The sequence below is a fragment of the Rhodococcus parequi genome, from assembly GCF_046042785.1.
GTDB lineage: Bacteria > Actinomycetota > Actinomycetes > Mycobacteriales > Mycobacteriaceae > Prescottella > Prescottella parequi.
Genome location: NZ_JBDLNV010000001.1, coordinates 543,879 through 566,019 on the forward strand (window position 1 = coordinate 543,879; position 22,141 = coordinate 566,019).

The window sequence follows — 22,141 nt, forward strand, 5'->3', positions numbered from 1 at the left end:
TACCGTCGGGTAGACACGGACATATACCTTTCCGTAACCTATTCGAGACATTACGGAGCCCATCGCCTCGCGGTGGCGACTGAATCCAGAAACGGAGTGTCGCGCAGCTGTGCCCGCTGACAAGTCCACGCTGAAGATGAAGCGCTCGATGTGTACTGCTCTGGCGACGGGAGTGCTCTCCCTGACCCTCGTCGGGCTGCCCGCCGGTTCCGCGGCGGCGGACCCGGTGCTGAGCAACCCGACCGCCGCGCTCGACCGCCTCGCGGAGCTGTCCCGAGAGTCCGAGCGGACCACCGAGGCGCTCCACAACGCCCAGATCGACCTCGAGGGCAAGCAGGCGGCGCAGCGTGACGCCGAGGCGCGCCTCACCGGTGATCGTGACGCGCTCGCTGCCGCCGAGTCGAGGATCGACCAGTTCCGCCCGACGGTCGGCAAGCTCGCGGCAGCGAGTTACCAAGGCGCCCGGACCAATCGGCTCTACGCCCTGATGTTGAGCGATTCGCCGCAGCAGTTGCTCGACCAGATGGCGGCGCTCGACGCGATCTCGAACGAGACCACGAAGGCCGTCGCGGGCTTCAAGCAGGCGTCGGTCGAGGCGGCGGCCGCGGCCGAGGCATCGCGGGTGTCCGCCGACGACGCGCGCTCGGCCACCGACCAGGCCAAGCTCGTCAGTGACGAGCTGCAGAACAAGCAGAGCGAGTTGCAGAAGCAGATCGAGTCGGTCACCCAGGCATTCGACCGTCTCACCGGCGCCGAGCGGGCCCAGCTCGCCGGCAGCTCGTTCCCTCCCGGATTCGATGCGGGGCGCATCCTCGGGAACCTCGCGCCGGGCACCGGCTCTGCGGCGCTGCAGGCGGGAATGACGCAGATCGGGAAGCCGTACAGCTGGGGCGCCACCGGGCCCGACGCCTTCGACTGCTCCGGACTGGTCGTGTGGGCCTACAAGCAGATCGGCAAGGTGCTCCCGCGCTCGAGTCAGGCGCAGGCCGGCGGGGGCACCCCCGTCGACAAGAGTCAGTTGCAGCCGGGTGACGTCGTGCTGTTCTACGACGACGCATCGCATGTCGGGCTGTACGCGGGTGATGGAAACGTCCTGCACGCGTCCACCTACGGCACGCCTGTCAAGGTCGACTCCATGGCGTCGATGCCGTTCTACGGTGCGCGCCGGTACTGACCTGTAGTACCTCGGTCGATACACGGACCTCGAACGGACCCGATACCCAGGGGTATCGGGTCCGTTGTCGTCCGAGGCCCATACACTCTCGGACGTGTCCGCTGAAGATCGTCCGTCCCCCGTCACGCCACGGCGGCGTGTGCGTCGGTGGGAGTGGGCGGGTCTGGTCGGGCTCGGGGTCGCGGTCTCTCTGGTGTTGACGCTGTCGGCGTTCGATCACGCCGACGACGAACCCGACGTCCCGGCCGGGGCGGCGCCGGTCGTCAACCCCTACGAGGACGCGCGACGCGCCGGCGCTCAGGCGCTGCTCGACGAATGGGCCGCCGCGGTGCGGACCGGCAACACCGATGCGTTGCCGGCCCTGTTCGATCCGCGTGCCGATCCCGGCTTCCTCGAATCCGAGATCCGGCGTGCGAACAACGCGGCGGGCGTTCCGTTCGGGGAATTCGCCTACGACATCGGCGCGGAACCGGAGACACCGGTGGCGTCCGCGACCGCCGACGAACTCGGCGCCTCGGACGTGTGGGCGCCGACGGTGTACCTGCGCTACTCGATCGCGGGGGCCGACGCGCAGTCGACCCGGAAGCCGGTCGCGCTGCTCCTCGCCCGGCACGGCGACGAGTGGAAGCTGGTGAGCGATACCGGGGTGCCCGGATCCGACCGCGAGACATGGCGTGGCCCATGGGATTTCGGTCCCGTTACGGTTCGCCGGGTGGACGGTGAGGAGGGCAGGCCCTCGTTCGTGCTGGGTCCCGCGACGCAGGCGCAGATGATCGACCTCCTCGCGAGCGAGGTCGGCGACGCCGTCACCCACGTCACCGACGTCTGGGGCGAGGACTGGTCGCGACGGGCGGTCGTCATGGTGGCCGGCTCGCAGGAGGAGTTCTCCTCGCTGGTCGGCTCTGACCACAGTGGAACCGACATCGCGGCCGTCGCCGTGTCCGATGCGGTCGACCGTCGTTCACGGACGGCGTCCGGCCAGCGGATCGTGTTCAGCCCCGAGGCCGCGGGTCGGCTGACCTATCTGACGCGGGTTTCGGTGCTGCGGCACGAACTCACACACGTCGCCGCGCGCCCGGTGACCGAGGACGGGTCGCCGATGTGGATGCTCGAGGGGTACGCCGACTACGTCGGATACCGGGGGATCGAGGCGCAGTTCGGTCAACTCGCACCCACGTTGGCCGCCGAGGTCGCGAAGTCCGGGCCGCCCAGCAGCTTGCCGGTCGACCGCGACTTCCGTGGCGGCGGCGACACCGCCCGCCTCGCCTACGAATCCTCCTGGTCCCTCGCGACATTCATCGCGGCGCAGTACGGCGAGGATCGGCTCGGCGCGCTGTACCGGGATCTGGCCCGCGGTCCCGTCCCCGAGGCGGAACTCGATCGCAGGATCCGTGGCGTGCTGGGGGTCGGTACGGATGATCTGGTGCACGCGTGGGGCGTGTGGGTGAAGGAACAGCTGTCCTGACCCTGGTCGCCGTGACGGCCGCCGTGGGCCCTACGGTGGACACATGCGTCGAACCCTGTTGGTGACGAACGATTTTCCACCCCGCCCCGGGGGTATCCAGTCGTATCTGCACACCTTTGCCGCCCAGTTGCCGGCCGACGAACTGGTGGTCTACGCACCGCGCTGGCGGGGGGACAGCCACGTCCGGTTCGACGCCGAGCAGCCCTACCGGGTGGTGCGCCATCCCACGACGCTGATGGTGCCGACGCCGTTCGTCGCGCGACGCGCTGCCGAACTGGTGCAGAAGCACCAGTGCTCGAACGTGTGGTTCGGGGCGGCGGCGCCGCTGGCTCTGCTGGCGCCGACGGTGCGGCGCGCCGGCGCGGACCGGGTGATCGCCTCCACGCACGGCCACGAGGTGGGCTGGTCGATGCTCCCCGGCGCCCGGCAGGCGCTGCGCCGGATCGGCGACACCACCGACACCGTCACGTTCGTCAGCAAGTACACCCGCGGGCGCTTCGCGTCGGCGTTCGGGGCGCACGCGGCGCTCGAGCACCTGCCGCCCGGCGTGGACACCGACGTCTTCCGGCCCGACCCGGCCGCGCGGGCGGAACTGCGGGCCCGCTACGGGCTGGGGGAGCGGCCGACCATCCTGTGCCTGTCGCGCCTCGTGCCGCGCAAGGGTCAGGACCAGCTCATCAGGGCGCTGCAGGCGGTGCGGCGGCGCATCGACGGCGCCGTGCTGGTGATCGTCGGCGGCGGACCGTATGCGGAGCGACTGCAGGCCCTCGCGCACGAGTGCGGCGTGGCCGAGCACGTCGTGTTCACCGGCGGTGTGCCCGCCGCCGAACTGGCCGCACATCACACGATCGCGGACGTGTTCGCGATGCCGTGCCGCACGCGCGGGGCCGGGCTGGACGTGGAAGGCCTGGGCATCGTCTATCTCGAGGCGTCCGCGAGTGGTGTGCCGGTGATCGCCGGACGCTCCGGCGGCGCGCCGGAGACGGTGCGCGAGAACGAGACCGGACTCGTCGTCGACGGCACGTCGGTCGACGACATCGCGACCGCACTGATCGAGGTGTTGGGGGACCGGGACCGGGCCGCCGCGATGGGGGCGGCGGGGCGGGAGTTCGTCCAGGCGCACTGGCGCTGGGACGTGCTCGGCGCCAGGCTGCGCCAGCTGCTGTCCTGACCTGCCGGTCCCGAAGACGCACGACGCCCGCGGCCCCCTTTTCGGGACCGCGGGCGTCGTGCATCGTCCGCTTGCGGAACTACTTGCTGTAGATCTGCTCGATGTCGGACGCGAAGCTCTCGTGGACGACGCCCCGCTTGAGCTTCATCGTCGGGGTGAGCTCGCCCGTCTCCTCGGTGAAATCGACCGGCAGGATCCGGTACTTCTTGATCGCCTCGGCGTGCGAGACGAGCTTGTTGGCCTCCGCGATCGCGGCGTCGACCTCGGCGGTGAGGTCGGGATCCGACAGCAGTTCCGGAACCGTGGTGCCGGCAGGCTTGCCGTTGCGCTCGTTCCAGGCGGGGAGGGCCTCGGCATCGATCGTGATGAGCGCGCCGATGAACGGCTTCTGGTCGCCGACGACGATCGCCTGGCTGATCAGCGGATGGGCGCGCAGGTGGTCCTCGAGCTGGGCCGGGGCGACGTTCTTGCCGCCGGCCGTGACGATGATCTCCTTCTTGCGGCCGGTGATCGCGATGTAGCCGTCGGAGTCGACGGTGCCGAGGTCGCCGGTGTGGAACCAGCCGTCCTCGAGCGCCTCCTCCGTGGCCGTCTCGTTGCGCCAGTAGCCGGAGAACACGACCGGCCCGGAGAGCATGATCTCGCCGTCCTCGGCGATGCGAACGGAGTTGCCCGCCAACGGCTTTCCTACAGTTCCGACCTTCTGGTTGCCGATCGTGTTGACCGCGAACGCCGCCGTCGTCTCGGTGAGTCCGTAGCCCTCGTAGATGGTGACGCCGATACCGCGGAAGAAGTGGCCGAGGCGGGCGCCGAGCGGCGCACCGCCGGAGATCGCGAGCTTGCAGTTGCCGCCGAGTGCGGCCCGCAGCTTGGAGTAGACGAGCTTGTCGAACACGGTGTGCTTGATGTTCAGGAGAAGGCCGGGGCCGCCGTTGTCCTTCGCCTCGCTCCACGCGATCGCGGTCGCCGCGGCCGCGTCGAAGATCTTGCCCTTACCCTCGGAATGCGCCTTCTGGCGGGCGGTGTTGTACACCTTCTCGAACACGCGCGGCACCGACAGGATGAAGTCCGGCTTGTACTCGGCGAAGGTGGGGACGAGGTTCGGGATGTCGCTGGTGTGGCCGACCGAGGCGCCGGCGTCGAATGCCGCGATGCTGACGGCGCGCGCGAGGACGTGCGCGAGCGGCAGGAACATCAGCGTGCTGACGCCGGGTGTGGTCAACAGGTCGCCGAGGCTCGAGGCGATGATGCCCTTCGATTCGGCGATGAGGTTCGAGTGGGTCAGCTGGCAGCCCTTGGGTCGGCCAGTGGTGCCCGACGTGTAGATCAGCGTCGCCGGATCGCTCGCCTTCAACGACGTGACGCGGGTGCGGATCTCGTCGTCGGACACGTCGGCGCCCTCGGTGGTGAGGATCTCGACGGCCCCGGCGTTCTCGCCGGACGGTTCGATCTGGAGGACGGCGCGCAGGTCGGGCGCTCCCGCGGCGACGTCGGCGACGGTCTTCGAATGCTGGTCGGTCTCGACGACGAGGCCGATGGCGCCGGAGTCCTCGAGGATCCACTTCACCTGCTCGGCGGAGGACGTCTCGTAGATCGGCACCGTGACGCCGCCGGCGGACCAGATCGCGTAGTCGAGGAGCTGCCACTCGTAGCGGGTCGCGGACATCAGCGCCACCCGGTCACCCGGCTGGACGCCGCGGGCCACGAGTCCCTTCGCGACGGCCGTCACCTGGTCCGCGAATTCCCGGGCGGTCACGTCCACCCAGGATCCGTTCACCAACCGTCGGAAGACGACGTGTCCCGGCTTCGTGGCCGCGTACTCGTAGACCGAGTCGACCGCGGACGCGTCCTCCGGAATCGTGAAAGTGGCAGGAACGCTGAACTCGGGCACGACGACCTCCGACACTGAAGATACTGACGAGTAGGGCTTACTGATCCTCACGATAGACGGCGCACGCGTGACGTGCGGCACTGCCACCTACCTGCGGCTGCTCTGATGGGCGTCCGTCCAGGTGTAGTCCAGATCACCGCCCCGCCGGGTGGTGTGTGAAGCTGTGGGGGTGAGCAGCATTCAGGTCGCCGACCAGACGTTCGTCGCCGCAGCCCCGGAGAAGGTGGCTGCCCGCGTGTCCGTGCCCGCCCGCTGGCGCGCGTGGTGGCCGGACCTCGTCCTCGACGTGCGCGAGGACCGCGCCGAGAAGGGCGTCCGCTGGACCGTCGCCGGGCCCCTCACCGGAACGATGGAGGTGTGGCTCGAGCCGGTGATGGACGGCACCGTCATGCACTACTTCCTGCACGCGGAGCCGACCGGGGTGTCGCCGCAGACGCTCGGATCGCTCGACCTGGCCGGGATGAACCATGCGCGCCGTCTCGCCGGCAAGGTGATGACGTTCGAGATCAAGCAACAGCTGGAGGCGGGGCGCCCCGCCGGAGAGCCCCCCGCGTAGCGAATTGTGCGAGGGGTCGGACATCGTGTGAGATGAACGGGCGGTACGCGCGCACCGCGTCGTTCTGAAAGGAAGCGTCCGAGGCATGGCCGAGAAGACCAAGAGGTCGATCACCATCGACGCACCCGCCGCCGAGGTGATGGGTGTGATCGCGGACTTCGGCGCCTACCCGTCCTGGGTGGAGGCCGCCAAGTCGGTCGAGGTGATCGCGTCGGGGCCGGACGGCCGGGCCGAGCAGGTGCGGTTCGTCCTCGACGCCGGGATGGTCAAGGACACCTACGTGCTCCGTTACCGCTGGGCTCCCGACGGCATGTCGGTGAGCTGGGACCTCGTGTCCGGCGAGATCCAGAAGTCGCAGCACGGCTCGTACACGCTCGAGCCGGAGGCCGACGGCGGAACCCGCGTCACGTACGAACTCACGGTCGATCTCACGATCCCCATGATCGGACTGTTCAAGCGCAAGGCCGAGAAGGTCATCACCGACACTGCGCTCAAGGAACTCAAGAAGCGGGTGGAGGGCTGAACACCGCCGCCTCGGAGCCGGCCGTCGCGGTCCGATTCTTCGTCGGCAAGGGCGGTGCCGGTAAGACGACGATGGCGGCCGCTACAGCGGTCGGCGCGTCGGCAGCCGGTGAGCGTGTCCTCCTGATCTCGCTCGACCGGGCACACGGGCTGGCCGACGTGCTCGACAGCCCGGTCGTCCCCGGCGAACTGACGCGCGTGACAACCGGATTCGACGTCCTCGAGATCGACACCCTCGCGCTTCTCGAGGAGCGCTATCGCGGGCTGGTCGCACTGTTGGCGATCGCCGGCCCCCACGACCACAGCGCGAATCTCACCGACCTCGCTCCGGAGGAACTGACCGGACTGCCGGGTGTCGAGGACGTACTCGGACTCGGTGAGGTGGTGCGTCTGGCCGCCGAATCGCGGTGGGACACGGTCGTCGTCGACTGCCCCGCGACCGCGGACGCCCAACGACTGCTCGCGCTGCCGGAGTCGGTGGCCGGGTGCATCGAGCGGGTGTGGCCGCAGCACCGGCGGATGGCGGCCCTGACGTCGGGCGACGCCGGGCTCGCCATGGTGGTCGCGGTCGTCGATCGCGTGCTGGAGGCGACCTCGGCAGTCACGGCTCTGCTGACCGATCGCGGGCGTACCTCGATCCGCTTGGTGACGACGCCCGAGCGGATGGCACTCGCCGAGACCCGGCGGCTGCTGTCCTCTCTCGCGCTGGGCGCGCTGCGGGTCGATGCGGTGATCGTCAACGGCCTCCTGCCGGCACTCGACTCGGGCGCCGAGTCGTCGAGTGTGGGCGACTGGTACCGCACTCGACGCACCGCGCAGGACGAGGTCCTCGCGGAGGTGCGGGCCGCGGCCGCGGAGATCGTGGTCCTGGCGTCCGAGCAGGCGGCAACCGAACCGATAGGGTGGAAGGCTCTCGGCGGCGTGGCGCGGAAGCTCTACGCGGGCGTCGCCGGTCCGTCGGCGATGCTCACCGCCGACACGGAGCCCATCCGGGTCGCGCTCGAATCGGGGTCGGGGGGTCTCGATTCGGTGTACGCGATGCGGATGCACCTGCCGCTCGCGAACCCGCGGGCATTGACGTTGGGACGAGTGGAGGACGACTTGGTGGTGGGGGCCGACGGGAAGCGGCGTCGCGTCACGTTGGCATCGGTACTTCGCCGGTGCACCGTGCGCGACGCGGACTTCGACGGCACCGACCTGGTCGTGCGGTTCGTGCCCGACCCGGCGGTGTGGCCACGATGACAGGTGAGCACGCCGAGCTGGTCGCGGAGTTGCGGGCCCTGGCCGAGACGGTCCTCGAGCGAATCGAACCCATCCTGCAGAAGGCGGCGCGGGGCGCCGAGGGATCGGCCGATTCCGCGGACCCGTCGGACTCTCCGGGGCAAGCGGGGTGCAGCACGTGCTCGTGGTGCCCACTGTGTGCTCTCGCCGCGCTGATCCGGGGCGAGCAGCACGACCTGGTCACCGCGGTGGCGGGTCACGCGTCGGCACTGCTCGTGGTGCTGCGCGAGGTGCTCGACGGATATCAGCATCCTCCCGCCGACCGCCCGGCCGAGACGTCGGAGCCCGCCGCTCCGGCCGCCGCCTTCGTCCCGATCGACATCACGATCAAGGAGTGATGCGGGGCGCCCGGCGTATCGGGGCCCGTGCCGGTATGGGCACAATCGTCGGCGTGAACAGCGTCGAAGAGCTCACGGTCGGAGTGGACGTCGGGGGAACCAGTATCCGCGCGTCCGTGGTCGATTCCCGGGGTGAGGTCATCGACTCCGCGCAGGCACCGACTCCGCACTCGGCCGGCGCCCTGGAACAGGGGATCACCCGCGCCGTCCGGGAGCTCGCCTCCCGGCACCGGATCGCCGCCGTCGGACTCGCGGTGGCGGGGTTCGTCGACTACGACCGCACCTCGGTCCGGTTCGCGCCGCACCTGCCGTGGGTGGATGCCCCCGTCGCACGCCGTCTCGGGGACCGGTTGGACCTGCCGGTCGTGCTCGAGCACGACGCGAACGCGGCGGCGTGGGCCGAGAGCAGGTTCGGGGCGGCCGGTGGGGGCCGGAACGTCGTCGTGGTGGCGATCGGGACCGGCATCGGAGCGGCCCTGTTGATCGACGGCCGGCTCTACCGGGGCAGTTTCGGGGTGGCACCGGAACTCGGACACCTGCAGGTGGTGCCCGACGGCCGGGTGTGCGCCTGCGGCAAGCGCGGGTGCTGGGAGCGGTACTGCAGCGGCACCGCGTTGGTGGACACCGCGCTCGAACTGCTCGCGGCCGAGCCGTCCGGCTCGACGGTGCTGGCCCGGGACGTCGCGGTGGACCCCGGCGCGTTGACCGGCCGTCGCATCGCGGCGGCCGCGCGGGAGGGCGATGCGGTGGCGCTCGCGACGTTCGCGGATTTCGCGCAGTGGCTCGGCGTCGGGCTCGCGACGGTGTCGGACATCTTCGACCCGGACCTCGTCGTGATCTGTGGTGGCGTCGGCAGTTCCGCGTCGCTGTTCCTGGACGAGGCGCGCGAGCACTACGCGCGGTTGGTGACCGGCGCGGGGCACCGTCCTCTCGCTCGGATCCGGCACACCCAGCTGGGCGAGGCCGCCGGAATGATCGGTGCGGCCGATCTGGCGCGCGAGGCGCTGTCGGGGCGGTCCGCGACGCGCTGACCGCCCGCGGGCGGTGCGAGAGCTGTGTGGCAGGCGTCGAAACTGCTGAGTACAGTCATTGCGTAGGTGGCCGCCCCGGCAGGCCTCGGGGGAACGAGCTCGGACGGAAGGACGCCATGTGGTACTGGCTGTTTAAGTACGTGTTGTTGGGTCCGATGTTGTGGCTCCTCGGTCGTCCGAAACTGGAAGGCGCCGAGAACATCCCGATGGACGGCCCGGCGATTCTGGCCAGCAACCACCAGGCGGTCCTCGACTCGTTCTTCCTCCCCCTGCGCGTCACCCGCCGCATCACCTTCCTCGCCAAGAGCGAGTACTTCACCGGCACCGGGCTCAAGGGCTCGTTCCAGCGGTGGTTCTTCTCGGCGGTCGGCCAGGTCCCGATCGACCGCACCGGAGCGGATGCAGCGCAGGATGCGCTCAACGCGGGCCTCCGCGTCCTCGGGAGTGGGAAGTTGCTCGGCATCTACCCCGAGGGCACCCGCTCGCCCGACGGTCGCCTGTACAAGGGCAAGACCGGATTGGCGCGCCTGGCGCTCGAGTCCGGCGTGCCGGTCATCCCGGTCGCAATGATCGACACCGCGAAGGTCAATCCCATCGGATCGCGGGTGTGGAAGCCGGCCAAGGTGACCGTGCGGATCGGTGAGCCCATCGACTTCTCGCGGTACGCCGGTATGGGCGGAAACCGGTTCGTCGAACGCGCCGTCACGGACGAGGTCATGTACAAGCTGATGCGTCTCTCCGGCCAGGAGTACGTCGACATCTACGCCGCCACCCTCAAGAACCCGGTACCCGGAGCGGAACCCGCACAGCCCGCGGCGGACGCCACGCGCGTGCCGGACACCCGCGCGGGATAGGCGGATTCGGTGCCACTCGTTCGGGTGGCCGATCGGATCGGACGTTGGACGGCCGCGGCGGGTGCCGCGGCCGTCGTCGGTCCGGCACTGTGGATCGCGGCGGCGGCTCTCGGTCGGATGCATGCTCCCGATCGAGCTCCCACCGCTCCCGTCGTCGTCGTGCTCGGCGCCCGCGTCCATGCCGGTCGGCCCATGAAGCTCCTGCAGGGTCGCCTCGATGCCACTGCCCGGTTGATCCACGACGGCAAGGCGGCCGTCGTGCTGGTCTCCGGAGACGCCGCCGGACGGTCGGGGGACGAGATCGCTGCGATGGTGGGGTATCTCGTCGAGGTGGGGGTGCCGCGGGAGCGGATCGTCGCCGACCCGTTCGGGCTCGACACCCACGACACGTGCGTCCGGGCCGCACGCACCTTCGGAATCGGACACGCGCTCTTCGTGACCCAGCCGTTCCACCTGCCGCGTACGGTCGCGCTGGCGCGGGCCGCCGGGATCGACGCCCACGGCGTGTGCGCGGGCCGGGCCGGGGGCCGCAGGACGACCCTCGTGAAGAACATCGTGCGGGAGATCCTCGCGTACCCGAAGGCCGCGCGCGACGCCCTGCTCGACCGGGATCCGAAAGTGTGCTCCCCGCCGGACGATTCGGTGACGGTAGCGCTGTCGAGTCGCCGCCCGGACTGACGACCTGACGGTATGTTCCGTGTCGTGTCCGTAGTCTCGTTGGCCCGCACCCGGCCACGCCTGTTCTGGTCGCTGGTCGCCGCGCTGGTCGTCGTCCTCTATGTGTCGTCGCTCGGGATCTACGCCGCGAGCGACGACAGCGACGCGGGGTGGACGGAGGTGGCCCCGGACCCCGACGAGGTGCTCGTGATCGTGTCGCTCACCGAGGTGCGCCCCAGCACGTCCCGCGTCGACGTCGAGGTCTCGGTGGCGCCCGGCGCACGCTTCCTCGATTCGGGCGGCACGGACCTCGCGCAGGAGATGGCGGTGCTCGTCTCACCGAGCATCGCCCGGACGAAGCTGGTCCTGCCGCAGGGCTCGTCGGCGACGACCTTCGACACCCAGATCCTGCTCGACGGCCAGGCCGGGCGCTGGCCCTTCGACAGGTTCGTCGTCGATCCCCTCGTGGTGACGGCCTACACCGGTTCCGGCGACGACGTGCAGATCCATCCCACGCGGATCCTCGTCGACGGGGAGGCGGAGGGGTGGAGCGTCAGCGACGACGAGGTCTCCGCGGCGGCGCAGGACGCCCCGGAGGTCCGCGTGCAGGTGCACAGGTCGGGCGGCATCCTGGTGTATTCGGCACTGCTGTTGGCGATGATGGTCGTGCTCGCGGTGCTGGCGGCGTTCGTTGCGATCCAGACCGCGCGCCGCCGCCGTACCGTGCACACCGACATGCTCGGGTGGATGGCCGCGATGGTCTTCGCCGTGATCCCGATGCGCAACATCCTGCCGGGCGCCCCACCGATCGGCGCCTGGGTCGACATCACCGTCACGGTGTGGGTGATCGTGACGCTCGTCGTGTCGCTGGCGTTGTACGTCTACTGCTGGTGGCGCGACACCGCGGACGAGATCGGCTCAGGCGGTGGGCGACAGCTGCGCGCGGGAGTCGGCGACGGTGTCGCGGCCGCGGCCGCGGCCGCGTGGGCCGAGGACCAGCACGACCGCCACGATCACGGCGAGCGCCCACCACACGTACGACGACACGAGGATCTGGTCCCACAGCGGCCAGCCGGTGCCGTCCCACCGGCCGACACCGAGCTCCCAGTGCGGCGCGAGGACGAACAGCACCCCACTTGCCGCGACGGCGGCGCCGAGGACGACACTGCGGCGCCGGTAGGCGGCCACCGCGAGGACCAGGAGCAGCGGCGCGACCCAGACCCAGTGGTGTGACCACGACACGGGGGAGACCAGCAGGCCGAACAACGCGTTGACGAACAGGGCCACCACCGGCAGCCCGGCCGCGAACGCGCGGTGCATCGCGACGGCGGCCAGGGCGAGCACCGCCACGCTCAGCGCGAGCCACGCCGCCGTGCGCATCGACGGGTCGAGCCCGAGCCGCGCGAGGACGCCGGTGATGCTCTGGTTCGCCGGGTAGGCGGGACCGCCGATGCGGTTCGAATCGAACAGCGTGTCGGTCCAGTACTCCCACGAGTCGGCGCGGGCGACGAGGAAGCCGATCGCGCCGAACACCACGAAACTCAGCCCGGTCGTGACCGCAGCCCGGAAGTCCTTGCGGAACAGGAAGAACAGGATGAACACCGCGGGCGTGAGCTTGACCGCCGCGACGAAACCGATCAGGACGCCGCGCGGCCACGGCGTCTTCTTCAACAGGCAGTCGGCGGCCACGAACACCATCAGCAGAATGTTGACCTGGCCGTAGTCGAACGTCGAGGTGACCGGTTCCAACGTGAGTGCGGCCGCGGCGCCCGCGAGCGCCGTCCACACGAGGGTGGTGCGGGGCCGCACTCCGACCGACGCGAGCGCCAGCACGAGCGTCGCGACCAGCGCGGCCAGGGACAGCACGGTCAGTACGGCGCCGGCGGCCTGCAGCGAGATCCAGGACATCGGGGCGAACACGACGGCCGCGAGCGGCGGGTACGTGAACGGCAGATGCTGGCCGTAGAACATCGCCGGAAGCGCACCGTCCGCGTACAGCGGATTGCCGGCCGCGAAGACGGCGCCGCCGAGCCGGTACACGTCGAGATCGATGTGGTACTGGAAGCCCACCTCCCGGAGACCGGGGAAGCCGACCAGGTAGAACAGCGCCCCGACCGTGAACAGGGCGGCGATGACGACCCGGGCCGCGACGACGGTCGCGGGGCGCCACGTCGACTTCGGCGGCGTCCCGTCGTCCGCGGGGGAGTGGCCGGCGATGTCGCTCGTGGGGTTGTGCACCACAACATCTTTCTACGAACACGGGGCTCGGTGTCGAGTGACCCCGTGAGCGGGGCAGTGTCGAGGGCTTCGGCGCCGGGGGCATAGGCTCCCCACCGTGCGCTACTTCTACGACTGCGAGTTCATCGAGGATGGTCGCACAATCGAGCTGGTCTCGATCGGTGTGGTGTGCGAGGACGGGCGCGAGTTCTACGCCGTCTCCACCGAGTTCGATCCCGACCGGGCCGGTAAGTGGGTTCGCCGCAACGTACTGCCGAAGCTGCCGTCGCCGTCGTCGCCGCTCTGGAAGAGCCGGGCGCGGATCCGCGACGACCTCATGAAGTTCCTGGTACCGCGGCCCGGCATCGAACCCGAGCTGTGGGCATGGGTCGCGGCGTACGACCACGTCGTGCTGTGCCAGCTGTGGGGCGCGATGACCGAGCTTCCGTCGTCGATGCCGCGGTACACGCGGGAACTGCGCCAGCACTGGGAGACGAACGGGTGCCCGCCGTTGCCGCCGGTCCCCGACGACGCCCACGACGCGCTCGCCGACGCCCGGCACAACCTCGCCAAGTTCGAGGCGATCGAGGCGTTCCGCGCGGTGCGGTGACGGGAATCACGGGCCCCTGCCGGGGCAACGATTCCGTGTGAATGGGGGCCTTCGCTCACCCGACCTCGGTGAGGCGAATATCCTGTAGTGGTGAACTGGACTGTCGACGTTCCGATCGACCGCTTGCCCGAACTTCCGCCGCTGCCCGCAGCCATGCGAGATCAGCTGGACGCGGCGCTGGCCAAGCCGGCCGCGCAGCAGCCGCAGTGGCCCGCCGACCAGGCAGCCGCGATGCGCACCGTCCTCGAGAGCGTGCCGCCGATCACGGTGGCCTCCGAGGTCGAGTCGCTGTCGCAGAAGCTGGCCGAGGTGGCACGCGGTGAGGCCTTCCTGCTGCAGGGCGGTGACTGCGCGGAGACCTTCGCGGACAACACCGAACCGCACATCAAGGGCAACATCCGCACGCTGCTGCAGATGGCCGTCGTGCTCACCTACGGTGCCAGCATGCCGGTGGTCAAGGTCGCGCGCATCGCCGGCCAGTACGCCAAGCCGCGGTCGTCGAACACCGACGCGCTCGGCCTGCAGTCGTACCGCGGCGACATGGTGAACTCGCTCGTCGCCGACGAGGCCGTCCGCGTCCACGACCCCTCACGTCTGGTCCGGGCGTACGCCAACGCCAGCGCCGCGATGAACCTGGTGCGCGCGCTCACCGGCTCCGGTATGGCCGACCTGCACAAGGTCCACGACTGGAACCGCGAGTTCGTCTCGTCCTCGCCCGCGGGTGCCCGCTACGAGGCGCTCGCTGCCGAGATCGACCGCGGCCTGCGGTTCATGAACGCGTGCCGGGTCACCGACCCGAACCTGCAGTCGGCGCAGATCTACGCCAGCCACGAGGCCCTCGTGCTGGACTACGAGCGCGCCATGCTGCGTCTGGACAACACCGACGACCACCCCAAGCTGTACGACCTGTCGGCGCACTTCCTGTGGATCGGTGACCGCACCCGTCAGCTCGACGGCGCACACGTCGCGTTCGCCGAACTCGTGGCGAACCCGATCGGCCTCAAGATCGGTCCGTCCACGACGCCGGAGCAGGCCGTCGAGTACGTCGAGCGTCTCGACCCGACCAACAAGCCCGGACGCCTGACGCTGATCTCCCGCATGGGTAACGGCAAGGTGCGGGACCTGCTGCCGCCGATCATCGAGAAGGTGCAGGCCACCGGTCACCAGGTGATCTGGCAGTGCGACCCGATGCACGGCAACACCCACGAGGCCACCACCGGCTACAAGACCCGCCACTTCGACCGCATCGTCGACGAGGTCCAGGGTTTCTTCGAGGTCCACAACGGCCTCGGGACGCATCCGGGTGGCATCCACGTCGAGCTGACCGGCGAGAACGTCACCGAGTGCCTCGGCGGCGCGCAGGACATCTCGGATCTGGATCTGTCCGGTCGTTACGAGACCGCGTGCGATCCCCGACTGAACACCCAGCAGTCGCTCGAGCTGGCCTTCCTGGTCGCGGAGATGCTGCGCGACTAGTCCTGGATCATCCAGCTGAAGGGTCCCTGCGTGCGCTCCCGGCGCGCGAAGGGACCCTTCAGCTGTTTCCGGGAGTCGTCAGAGCAACGAGGTGATGGTGACGGTGCCGCCGGGGACGACGCGGTCGCCGGCCCCGGGACTCTGCGAGATGATCAGCGACCGGTCCGAGTTGACGATCTGACGCACCTCGTACTGCAGCCCGAGCTTGTCCAGTTCGGATTTCGCCGACGCGACCGAGCGGCCGAGCAGCGCCGGCACCTTGACTGCGTTGGACACCTTCAGCACGACGCTGGTGCCGGCCTTGACGGACGTGCCGACCGCGGGGTCCGTGCCGACCGCGTCGCCGGAGTCGACCTTGTCGTCGAAGACCTGCTGAACCTCGCGGACGGTGATGCCGACCGAATCGAGCGCCTTCCGGGCCGCATCCTCCGACATTCCCTCGACACCCGGGACGTCGACCGGCGGCGCGCCCTTGCTGCGCAGCATCCGGACCTCCGAGCCCACCGCGAGCATCGTGCCGGGGGCCGGTTCGAGGGCCGCGATGCCGCCGACCGGCACCCGCGCGCTGAACGCCTCGCCGCCGTCGACCGGAACGAACGTCCGCTCCCGCAGGCTCGCCTCGACCGCCGCGACGTCGCCGCGGCCGCCGACCTCGGGAACCGTCGGGCGGCCCAGCGACACCAGCAGTGCCACCGACGACCCCCGGGTCACCCGCTCGCCCTCCGCGGGGTCCGTGCCGACCGGCGCATCCACCGCGACGGTGTCCGAGTACGCGCCGCGCGTCTCCACGCTCAGCCCGGCCGCCTCGATCTGCGTGGTGGCCGCGGCCGTGTCGAGACCGCCGATGGCGGGCACAGCGGCGTAGCGGCCCGACCCGAGCCACCACCCGCCGAAGCCGAGGGCGCCCGCGGCCAACAGGATCACCAACAGCCACACCAGAACCGTGCGGCGGGAGCCGGGCCGCCCGACACCGGGCGCGCCGAACGGGTGCCTCGCCGCCGAGACTTCGGCCGGCGCGACGTCGTCGTCGGACGGCCGCGGCGTCACCGTGGTCACGACCTTGGTGTGCTGGACACCGTCCTGGTGGTGGCCGACCGTGGGGGTGACGGTGGTCGGTGCGTCGGCCGCCGGCCCGGGCCGATTCCCCGGCTCGGGATGCGGTCCCTCCGGTCCGGGAGCACGAGTCGTGACGGCCGTCGGGGCCGCGGACTGCTGCGCCGAGCGGCGCGGCGCGGGAACCCGGTAGTCCGGCAGCCCCAGCTGCGTGCTCACCGTGCGCAACTGTGCCGCCATCGCCCCGGCGTCGGCGAAGCGCTCCTCCGGGTCGCGCTCGGTCGCGCGGACCACGAGTTCGTCGAACTCCGGCGGAACACCGTCGATGATGCTGCTCGGCTCCGGAACGTCGTTGTCGATGCGCTGATACGCGATCGACAACGACGTGTCGCCGGTGAAGGGGGTGGTGCCGGTCAGCATCTCGTACATCAGCACGCCGGCCGCGTAGACGTCGCTGCGGGCGTCCGCGGTTCCCGTCGTGACCTGCTCGGGGGACAGGTAGGCGGCGGTGCCCAGGATGACGCTGCGCGAGGTCGTGCCGGCCGCGGCGATCGCTCGGACCAGACCGAAGTCGGCGATCTTGACGTCGCCCGAGTGCGAGATGAGGACGTTCTCGGGCTTGATGTCGCGGTGCACCAGGCCGGCACGGTGGGCGACGGCCAGGGCTTCGAGCACAGGCCGCGCGACGGCCGCTGCCGCGTGCGGGGGCATGGGGCCGCGCTCGCGAAGCAGTTCGCGCAGCGTCCCACCCTCGACGAGTTCCATCACCAGGAACGCGTGCTCACCGTCGCTGCCCTGGTCGTGGACCCCGACGAGCCCCGGATGGGCGAGGCGGGCCACGGCGCGGGCCTCGAACTCGAACCGCGCCAGGAACTGCGGATCGGCGGCGAACTGCGGATCCATCACCTTGATCGCGACGGGCCGGTCCAGACGCAGGTCCATGCCGCGATAGACGGTGGACATGCCGCCCCGCGCAATCGGCGCATCGATGCGGTAGCGCCTGTCCAGCACCACACCGATCAACCGTCGACCTCCGGGATTCACGCTCGCGCCCCTCGCTTTCGTGCACAGATTCATCTCGATCGTAGTCAGCCGACGCCGCCGACCCGATTCCACGACGGGACCCTGGTCGTACCGTCGGGGCAGACCCGATAACGTTACGGGAGTGAGTGCTATCCCTTACTGCGATGACGTGTTGGACCGCTCGATCTCGCTGCTTCAGTTGGCGGACGTGTCGAAGCAGATGGGGCTCGTCGTCACACACGTGCACCAACTGCTGCGCGACCACAAGCTGATCGCGGTCCGCCGCGACAGCGTCGTCGGCATCCCCGAGGCTTTCTTCGGCGACGACGGCCAGCCCCTTCGTCTTCTGCCCGGACTCATCGTCGTGCTCCGGGACGGTGGCTTCGAGGACGAGGAGATCCTGCGCTGGCTCTTCACGGAGGACGAGTCGCTGTCCGGCACGCCGATCGAGACGATGCACACCGATCAGGCGCGTGAAGTCATCCGGCGCGCCCAGTCGATGGCGTTCTGATCCGCCGGCGTTCCTGACCGAAAGGTGGTCCGGGCGACGGGTCAGGCCCGTCGCCCGGATTTCCCGGCGTTCGCGCGCGTGGCGCGCACCAGCAGCGGCAGCGCGACGGTGAGGCGTCGACGTCGCGACACCGTGGCGCGCCGATCGAACACGTGGAAGCCGCTGCGGTCCACCTCGTCGAGGATCTCCGAGTAGAGCGTGAACGCCGCCCGGATACCGGGGCGGGCACGCGGATCGAGCATGTCCAGTCCCGGCTCCGCATCGCGATACAACGCCCGGGTGACGGCCGAAACGTGCCCGAGCGCGCGCCGCACCCGCGGGTCGACGGTGCCGCTGTCCCGGCAGTGCCGAAGCAGGCCCGGGTCCACACCGAACGCGGCCAGTTCGTCCGCCGGCAGGTACACGCGTCCGCGCGCGAGGTCCTCGCCGACATCGCGGACGAAGTTCGTCAGCTGGAAGGCCTCGCCGAGGGCGGCAGCGTGCGGTATCGCCTCGTCGAGGGGAGTCGTGGTGCCGAGGATCGGCAACATCTGCAATCCGATCACCACCGCCGACCCGTACATGTAGCGCCGCAGCGCCGCCATGTCCGGGTAGACGGCGTGGAAATCCGGGGTGCCGGGGATGTCCATGCGCATCGAGTCGAGGAACGCTCGAAAGTACTCGGTCGGAATCGCGTACCGGTCGATGGTGTCCGCGACGGCCCGCACGACCGGACCGGTCCGGGGATCGGTCACCGGCTGTCCGGCGAGCGCGCAGTCCAACGCGGCCTCGATCCGATCGACCGCGCCCACGCGCTCGGCGGCGCGGTCAGCGGCCGGGATGTCGTCGTTGGCGGTGTCGTCCACGTCCACGACGTCGTCGACGGTGCGCGCGAATCCGTACAGCGCGTGGACGCCGGGCCGACGCTCCGCCGGCAGCAGCCGGGTGGCCAGGTAGTACGTCCTGCCGTGCTCGGCCGCCAGGCGTCGGCACAACCGATAGGCGGCGTCCAGATCGGAGCGCGGCGGCAGTGTCACAGCGGCGACGGACGCCGTTCGGTGCCGGTGGCCAGTGCCTCGGAGACCGCCGACGCCTCCGGCGATTCCGGGAGGCGGACCTCCGGTGTCGGCTCCGCCACGGACCGCAGCCGCAACGGATCGACCGTCTTGAGGGACACCGCGGCCACGACCGCGACGAACGTCGCGAGCGCGACGTGCAGGAAGGTGTAGAGGCCGATCGAACCGTCCGGCTGGAAGACGAGCATCAGCCACGTCGACAGACCCACCAGAACCTGGAGGGTGCGCGTCGACATCGCGAAGCCCGCCGCGATCGCCAGCGGCCACGAGTAGTACCACGGCAGCGCGGCCGGCGACAGGATCACGATCGCGACCAGGGCGATGAGGATGCCCAGCACCGCGTCGCGCTCGGTGCGCCGGAAGCGCCACCACACCCACACGAGGATGCCGACGAGGGCGACGGCGCAGACGGCGCGGGTGACCTCGAGGACCGGTGCCAGCGTCGCGCCGGTGAACCAGCCGGTGCCGACGGTCACGAGGTGCGCCATGATCGTCGGCAGCGACAGCCAGTTGATGATCTTCGCGGAGCCCTGAAGGGCGGTGAGCCAGCCGAGCCCGACACCCGCGACCGCCGACGCTGCGGTGAACACCGCCACGAACACCGCGACACCGATGCCGGCCGCCTTGACGAACGACGCCAGTGGGGTCGCGGGCTCACGGCCCTCGGCCAGGGCGCGATCGCGCTCGTGGATCATCCAGATCCACACGATGAAGGGCAGTGCGATACCGGCCATCGCCTTGACGGCGACGCCGACCGCGATGACCGCGACGGCCGGCACGTGCTTGCGGTCCAGCGCGAGCGTGACGCCCGCGACCATGAGCCCGACCATGAGCAGTTCGTTGTGGACGCCGCCGACGAGATGGATCAGCACCAGCGGATTGAGCACCGCGAGCCACAGCGCGATAGCCGGGTTGCCGCCCAGTTGCCGCGCGAGGCGGGGGAGTGCCCACATCATCAGGGCGAGGCCGGGCAGCATCGTCAGGCGCAGCATCATGGTCCCCGCCACGACGTTGTCGCCGGTGATGCTGGTGATGCCCTGGCCGAGCAGCAGCGAGATCGGCCCGTACGGCGCGGTGGTGGTGGTCCACACGTTGCTGACGTTGTCGAGCAGGATGCCGGGATTGGCGACCGGACCCACCGCGTACGGATCGAAGCCGTCGCGCAGCAGCGCGCCCTGAGCGAGGTAGGAGTACGCGTCGCGGCTGAACATCGGTACCGCGAGGAGCATCGGGGCGGTCCAGATCGGGACCGTCCACATCAGCGCCCGCACCCCGACGCGGCCCTGCACCGCGGAGCGGCCCAGGCGCACCCATGCGGCGACCATCGCGAGCACACCCGCCCAGATGACGATCGTGGACAGCGCGTAGCCGTGCCCGAACCGGAGCCACGACAGGTTGGCGTCCTCGAGCAGTGGATCGTGTCGGCGCACGCTGCCGGCGCCGAAGCCACCGAACGTGATCATCAATGCACCGACGACGCCGAGCACGGTGGCGTGGCCTTCCGGGGTGCGCAGATAGTCGCCGGAGGCGCGCAGCCACGAACGATCGGACGCGGTGTCGAGGGGTCCGGAAGAGGCCGACATCGGTACAGATTCCTCCCCCGGATGAGGTGCTCGAGCACTGCCGGCCGACGCTGGACGGCCGCGCGGTAGTGGACGGCTAGTCAGTTTAGTGTGTCCCACCGGAATGTTCGGCACGCAGTCCGGAACGCGGCTTCCGTCCGCGTCCGTCGATGCGTTCGGCGGCGAGTTTCCCCGACACGATCACGGTGGGAACGCCCACGCCGGGCGTCGTGCCGGAGCCGGCGAGAACGACGTTGACCGGGCGTCGCGCCAGGTTGCGGCGTCGGAACGGGCCGGTCTGGCGGAAGATGTGCGCGGGGGCGAACGGACTGCCCGCTGCCAGGCCCTGCGCCGCCCAGGTCCCCGGCGAGTCGATGTGATCAACGACATAACGTTCGCTGATGCCGCGGTATCCGCGCTGCTCCAGCGTCCGGAGCAGTTCGCGGGCGTACGGCCCGGTCAGCGCATCCCAGTCGAACGGGGCGCTGTCGAGGTTGGGGCACGGCGCCAGCACGGACAGCGGTTCGTGCCGGATTCCGTCGCGCTCGACCAGCAGACCGGGATCGGTGACCGCGGGCCGGGTGATCAGCAGCGACGGGCCGCTCATCAGCCGGCCACGGCCCGGGCGCGCCGCGATCTCGGCGAACGTGCGCTCCCACTCGGCGCCGAAGTCGATCGTGTGATGGTGCGGTGTGCCCCAGTCGGCGGAGACGTCGCAGGGGACGGTGCCGTGCAGCACCACTGCGGACGGGGAGATCCGGAATCGTCGCGGCCGGCGGGCAGTGAGCAGTTCGTCGACCACCGGCAGATCGGGGGTGAGAACGACGGCGTCGCACGCATACGTCTCACCGGTGGCGGTGCGCACCGACCGCACCCGGTCGCCCGACCGCTCGAGGCCCACCACCTCGGCCCCGAATCGGATCCGCCCACCCGCGGAGGTGAACGCGTCGGTCATCGCGTCGGCGATGGTGTGCATGCCGCCCTCGGGGAAGGAGACCCCCATCGAGGTGTCCATGTGCGCGATCGCGCCGTAGACCGCGAGCGCCTTCGCGGGCGCGACACCCGCATACAGGGCCTGGAACGTGAAGATCCGGCGCAGTCGGGGGTCGCGGATCCGCCGTGCCACCTGGTTGCCGAGGCGTCCGAACCCGCCCGCGGCGATCAGCCGGACCAGGTCGGTGGCCGCGGCGCGGGAGGAGAACAGATCCAGCGGTGAATCGAAGTTCGAGTCGATGAACGTGTCGAACTCGGCGTCGAACACCCGGCCGAGCCAGCGGCGCAGGTCCAGATACCGGCGCGCCTCGTCCGCCCCGCAGACCCGGGTCACCTCGGCGACCATCCGGTCCGGGTCGGAGAACACGTCGATCGAGGAGCCGTCCGCGAACCGGGCGTGGTACGCCGGCGACAGGTGGTGCAGGCGCACGGGAGGCGTCGTCGTCTCGAAGTCGGCGCCGACGGCCGCGAGGGCGTCGCGTACCAACTCCGGCATGGTCAGTACGGTCGCGCCGTTGTCGATCACGTGGTCGGCGAACCGATAGGTCCCCACCCGGCCGCCCGGGCGGTCACCGCGCTCGAGGACGGTCACCTCGTGCCCGCTGCCGCGCAGGTGCAGGGCGGCGGTCAGCCCGGCGAGCCCGGCCCCCACCACCACGACCCGGTCCACCCTGCCGGGTACGACGCGCACGCCCATCGCG

General features: G+C 70.4%; 19 protein-coding genes and 1 pseudogene. 14 read left to right on the plus strand and 6 right to left on the minus strand.

Annotation, left to right across the window (positions count from 1 at the left end; translation table 11 throughout):
* The first annotated feature begins 136 nt into the window (after positions 1 to 136).
* The 3 genes from ABEU20_RS02630 to ABEU20_RS02640 all read left to right on the plus strand — a co-directional run bounded on the left by ABEU20_RS02630 (position 137) and on the right by ABEU20_RS02640 (position 3,810).
* Entirely contained in the window at positions 137 to 1,174 is a 1,038-nt protein-coding gene (locus tag ABEU20_RS02630; protein ID WP_420163132.1) for an NlpC/P60 family protein, read from the plus strand.
* 94 nt (positions 1,175 to 1,268) lie between these two features.
* Positions 1,269 to 2,639: a peptidase MA family metallohydrolase gene (locus tag ABEU20_RS02635; RefSeq protein ID WP_420162819.1), complete on the plus strand. Its 1,371-nt coding sequence runs from the start codon at positions 1,269 to 1,271 to the stop codon at positions 2,637 to 2,639.
* Between the two features lie 43 nt (positions 2,640 to 2,682).
* Positions 2,683 to 3,810 (plus strand): glycosyltransferase family 4 protein, encoded by a 1,128-nt coding sequence (locus tag ABEU20_RS02640; protein WP_420162820.1) that lies wholly within the window; start codon positions 2,683 to 2,685, stop codon positions 3,808 to 3,810.
* Between the two features lie 79 nt (positions 3,811 to 3,889).
* On the opposite strand, the gene ABEU20_RS02645 is transcribed toward ABEU20_RS02640, so the two are convergent.
* Entirely contained in the window at positions 3,890 to 5,701 is a 1,812-nt protein-coding gene (locus ABEU20_RS02645; RefSeq protein WP_420162821.1) for an AMP-dependent synthetase/ligase, read from the minus strand.
* Between the two features lie 169 nt (positions 5,702 to 5,870).
* Between ABEU20_RS02645 and ABEU20_RS02650 the strand changes: the two genes are divergently transcribed.
* From ABEU20_RS02650 to ABEU20_RS02685, 8 genes and pseudogenes are all read left to right on the plus strand, one after another.
* On the plus strand, positions 5,871 to 6,257 hold the full coding sequence (locus ABEU20_RS02650) for a polyketide cyclase / dehydrase and lipid transport (RefSeq protein WP_290725897.1): 387 nt from the start codon (positions 5,871 to 5,873) through the stop codon (positions 6,255 to 6,257).
* A gap of 85 nt (positions 6,258 to 6,342) precedes the next feature.
* The gene (locus ABEU20_RS02655; protein ID WP_290725895.1) at positions 6,343 to 6,780 is read left to right on the plus strand and encodes an SRPBCC family protein; all 438 of its coding nucleotides are present in this window, start codon (positions 6,343 to 6,345) and stop codon (positions 6,778 to 6,780) included.
* The gene (locus ABEU20_RS02660; protein ID WP_420163133.1) at positions 6,777 to 8,021 is read left to right on the plus strand and encodes an ArsA family ATPase; all 1,245 of its coding nucleotides are present in this window, start codon (positions 6,777 to 6,779) and stop codon (positions 8,019 to 8,021) included. Before ABEU20_RS02655 ends, ABEU20_RS02660 begins: the two co-directional genes overlap by 4 nt.
* Positions 8,018 to 8,398, plus strand: a complete 381-nt coding sequence (locus tag ABEU20_RS02665; RefSeq protein ID WP_420162822.1) for a hypothetical protein — start codon at positions 8,018 to 8,020, stop codon at positions 8,396 to 8,398. Before ABEU20_RS02660 ends, ABEU20_RS02665 begins: the two co-directional genes overlap by 4 nt.
* Before the next feature lie 35 nt (positions 8,399 to 8,433).
* Positions 8,434 to 9,429: an ROK family protein gene (locus ABEU20_RS02670; RefSeq protein ID WP_290725889.1), complete on the plus strand. Its 996-nt coding sequence runs from the start codon at positions 8,434 to 8,436 to the stop codon at positions 9,427 to 9,429.
* A gap of 116 nt (positions 9,430 to 9,545) precedes the next feature.
* Positions 9,546 to 10,283: a lysophospholipid acyltransferase family protein gene (locus ABEU20_RS02675; protein WP_290725886.1), complete on the plus strand. Its 738-nt coding sequence runs from the start codon at positions 9,546 to 9,548 to the stop codon at positions 10,281 to 10,283.
* 9 nt (positions 10,284 to 10,292) lie between these two features.
* On the plus strand, positions 10,293 to 10,961 hold the full coding sequence (locus ABEU20_RS02680; RefSeq protein WP_290725883.1) for a SanA/YdcF family protein: 669 nt from the start codon (positions 10,293 to 10,295) through the stop codon (positions 10,959 to 10,961).
* Positions 10,962 to 10,973: 12 nt separating this feature from the next.
* Positions 10,974 to 11,825 (plus strand): annotated as a pseudogene (locus ABEU20_RS02685) (DUF4436 family protein); the annotation flags it as partial.
* Positions 11,826 to 11,858: 33 nt separating this feature from the next.
* Here the strand turns inward: ABEU20_RS02685 and ABEU20_RS02690 are convergent.
* The gene (locus ABEU20_RS02690) at positions 11,859 to 13,181 is read right to left on the minus strand and encodes a glycosyltransferase 87 family protein (protein WP_420162823.1); all 1,323 of its coding nucleotides are present in this window, start codon (positions 13,179 to 13,181) and stop codon (positions 11,859 to 11,861) included.
* Between the two features lie 94 nt (positions 13,182 to 13,275).
* Between ABEU20_RS02690 and ABEU20_RS02695 the strand changes: the two genes are divergently transcribed.
* Together ABEU20_RS02695 and ABEU20_RS02700 are read left to right on the plus strand one after the other, a co-directional pair.
* Positions 13,276 to 13,767 (plus strand): polyadenylate-specific 3'-exoribonuclease AS, encoded by a 492-nt coding sequence (locus tag ABEU20_RS02695; RefSeq protein ID WP_290725879.1) that lies wholly within the window; start codon positions 13,276 to 13,278, stop codon positions 13,765 to 13,767.
* A 90-nt stretch (positions 13,768 to 13,857) separates the two neighbouring features.
* Positions 13,858 to 15,243 (plus strand): class II 3-deoxy-7-phosphoheptulonate synthase, encoded by a 1,386-nt coding sequence (locus tag ABEU20_RS02700; RefSeq protein WP_290725876.1) that lies wholly within the window; start codon positions 13,858 to 13,860, stop codon positions 15,241 to 15,243.
* 78 nt (positions 15,244 to 15,321) lie between these two features.
* On the opposite strand, the gene pknB is transcribed toward ABEU20_RS02700, so the two are convergent.
* Entirely contained in the window at positions 15,322 to 17,340 is a 2,019-nt protein-coding gene (gene pknB / locus ABEU20_RS02705; protein WP_420162824.1) for a Stk1 family PASTA domain-containing Ser/Thr kinase, read from the minus strand.
* A 121-nt stretch (positions 17,341 to 17,461) separates the two neighbouring features.
* On the opposite strand from pknB, the gene ABEU20_RS02710 reads away from it, so the two are divergent.
* Positions 17,462 to 17,830 (plus strand): Rv2175c family DNA-binding protein, encoded by a 369-nt coding sequence (locus ABEU20_RS02710; RefSeq protein WP_420162825.1) that lies wholly within the window; start codon positions 17,462 to 17,464, stop codon positions 17,828 to 17,830.
* A gap of 41 nt (positions 17,831 to 17,871) precedes the next feature.
* Here the strand turns inward: ABEU20_RS02710 and ABEU20_RS02715 are convergent, their stop codons facing one another.
* The 3 genes from ABEU20_RS02715 to crtI all read right to left on the minus strand — a co-directional run bounded on the left by ABEU20_RS02715 (position 17,872) and on the right by crtI (position 22,137).
* The gene (locus ABEU20_RS02715) at positions 17,872 to 18,846 is read right to left on the minus strand and encodes a phytoene/squalene synthase family protein (RefSeq protein WP_420162826.1); all 975 of its coding nucleotides are present in this window, start codon (positions 18,844 to 18,846) and stop codon (positions 17,872 to 17,874) included.
* A complete protein-coding gene (locus ABEU20_RS02720) occupies positions 18,843 to 20,468 on the minus strand; it encodes an alpha-(1->6)-mannopyranosyltransferase A (RefSeq protein WP_420162827.1) in 1,626 nt (541 codons plus the stop codon). The genes ABEU20_RS02715 and ABEU20_RS02720 overlap by 4 nt, the downstream gene beginning before the upstream one ends.
* A gap of 85 nt (positions 20,469 to 20,553) precedes the next feature.
* Positions 20,554 to 22,137 (minus strand): phytoene desaturase family protein, encoded by a 1,584-nt coding sequence (gene crtI, locus ABEU20_RS02725; RefSeq protein WP_420162828.1) that lies wholly within the window; start codon positions 22,135 to 22,137, stop codon positions 20,554 to 20,556.
* Positions 22,138 to 22,141 lie beyond the last annotated feature (4 nt).

Coding starts and splice junctions, on each gene's coding strand:
- ABEU20_RS02630 (WP_420163132.1), top strand. CDS start 137: ATGAAGCGCTCGATGTGTACTGCTCTGGCGACGGGAGTGCTCTCCCTG.
- ABEU20_RS02640 (WP_420162820.1), top strand. CDS start 2,683: ATGCGTCGAACCCTGTTGGTGACGAACGATTTTCCACCCCGCCCCGGG.
- ABEU20_RS02655 (WP_290725895.1), top strand. CDS start 6,343: ATGGCCGAGAAGACCAAGAGGTCGATCACCATCGACGCACCCGCCGCC.
- ABEU20_RS02665 (WP_420162822.1), top strand. CDS start 8,018: ATGACAGGTGAGCACGCCGAGCTGGTCGCGGAGTTGCGGGCCCTGGCC.
- ABEU20_RS02670 (WP_290725889.1), top strand. CDS start 8,434: ATGGGCACAATCGTCGGCGTGAACAGCGTCGAAGAGCTCACGGTCGGA.
- ABEU20_RS02675 (WP_290725886.1), top strand. CDS start 9,546: ATGTGGTACTGGCTGTTTAAGTACGTGTTGTTGGGTCCGATGTTGTGG.
- ABEU20_RS02720 (WP_420162827.1), bottom strand. CDS start 20,468: ATGTCGGCCTCTTCCGGACCCCTCGACACCGCGTCCGATCGTTCGTGG.
- crtI (WP_420162828.1), bottom strand. CDS start 22,137: ATGGGCGTGCGCGTCGTACCCGGCAGGGTGGACCGGGTCGTGGTGGTG.